Here is a 1,763-nt window from a genome sequence, read left to right as displayed (position 1 = left end):
ACAGATTTTACTAGAACTGATTCAGGATGGAATGGTCAAAAAATTGATTGCCACCGCCGAGCAAATTGGGGGGGGAAATATTCTTTATCAACCATTTACCAGCCAAATCATTCAATTAGCCAAGGAATTCCAGGTCGATCGAATCGAGATATTTCTCCAAAAATCCCTATCATCCACATCATTAAATTAACTCAGTCCTTTAGGGAAAAGTAATTATCTGCTTGGTGCGCTTCCATGGTCGGGGAACAAAGGCGGGAGCGCATCCGCAATTATCAATTATCAATTATCAATTATTGAATCATGGCTTTTTGGAACCCCTCAACAAAATTGACAGACTCAATTGTCTCAGACAGCACAGAGAGCCATACCCAATCGCTCGCCACGAATACACTGGCGAACATGGCGATTCAGATTTCAGCAGTGGTGCTGATTGGATCGGGAGTTAGCTATCTGCATCTGATGTCCCAGTTGGCGGTAGATACCCAGATGAAACTCACTAAATATATTACAGAGCGCGGCAAACGAGAGGAGGCGATTTTTGTCTTAGCTGAAGACAATCATGCCTTGTTGCGTCGGGATTTTCTCAAGCAATTTACCGCCACTAATTCTGTTAATTGGCAGGAACGTTTCAATCGACGTTTTACAAAATGGTCGGATGGCACAGTCCGTAATGTTCCCCAGGGAACTCGTCCGCAAGACTTTAATACCGAACTTTATCCGACTGCATTTGTGCAACGCGGTGTCAAGATCGATCCCGATTTCCAAAAGCGGTTGGTGTTGTCCTACGAGTTTGTGGAAAAATACGCTGCGGGTTGGCGAAATCGCTTTTTGGACACTTATATCAGCTTGCCAGAGGGGGTAAATATCGTCCTCTGGCCTGGTGTAGCCTGGGGAATTGAAGCCAAAGCAGATCTAGATATTACGGGTGAAGAGTGGGTGTATCTGGGCACTCGCGCTCACAATCCCGATCGCAAAACTATCTGGACAGGGGTTTACGCCGATCCCGTTTCCAAAGACTGGATGGTTTCAGCCGAAACACCGATCGATGATGCCCAAGGTCGTCATCTGGGGACGATCGGCCATGATATTATTCTCAACGATCTACTCAAACGCACGATCGACGATCGATTAGAGGGAACTTATAATTTGATTGTCCGCGCAGATGGGCAGTTAATTGCCCATCCAGAATTAATGGAGCGCATTCAAGCAGCAGCAGGAAAACTCAACGTTAAAAACGCCAATAACCCACATCTGCAACGCATTTTTGACATCGCCCACAGTAGTCAACAGGAAGATAGTGCGATCTACAATCATGCCGATCGTGAATATCTTGCCATTGCCAAACTCAAAGGAGCAGACTGGTATCTGATTAATGTCTATCCTGAGTCTTTATTGCAAGAGCGCGCCTGGAGTCTGACCAAATTTGTCTTGGGATTGGGATTAGTATCGTTATTGCTTGAACTGATCCTCTTATTTATCGTATTGCGTCAAAAAGTCGCCATCCCCCTTCAGGATCTGCTCAGGGCTACCCAGAAGTTAGCAACAGGCGACTTTGCTGTCAAACTCGATTCCCAGCGACAGGATGAATTAGGCAAACTGGCTAGTGCGTTCACCCACATGACTCATCGATTGCAGGAATCCTTTAATACTCTGGAACACCGCGTAGAAGACCGCACTGTCGAACTGAAACAAGCTAAACTAGTCGCTGATACTGCTAATCAAGCCAAGAGTGAATTTTTGGCAAATATGAGTCACGAACTGCG

The 1,763-nt window shown here is 45.8% G+C and carries 1 protein-coding gene and 1 pseudogene; both read left to right on the top strand.

Annotated elements, in window-relative coordinates:
- Positions 1 to 190 (top strand): annotated as a pseudogene (locus tag RMO55_RS09930) (response regulator); the annotation flags it as partial.
- Between the two features lie 110 nt (positions 191 to 300).
- Positions 301 to 1,763, top strand: a 1,463-nt coding sequence (locus tag RMO55_RS09925; protein ID WP_310426178.1) for a HAMP domain-containing protein, incomplete at its 3' end; no start/stop codon positions are given.

It is taken from the genome of Chamaesiphon sp. VAR_48_metabat_135_sub (assembly GCF_031418915.1).
In the GTDB taxonomy this organism is placed as follows: Bacteria; Cyanobacteriota; Cyanobacteriia; order Cyanobacteriales; family Chamaesiphonaceae; genus Chamaesiphon.
Note: the sequence above shows the minus strand (reverse complement) of the source record. Positions and strands in the feature narration are given on the sequence as shown.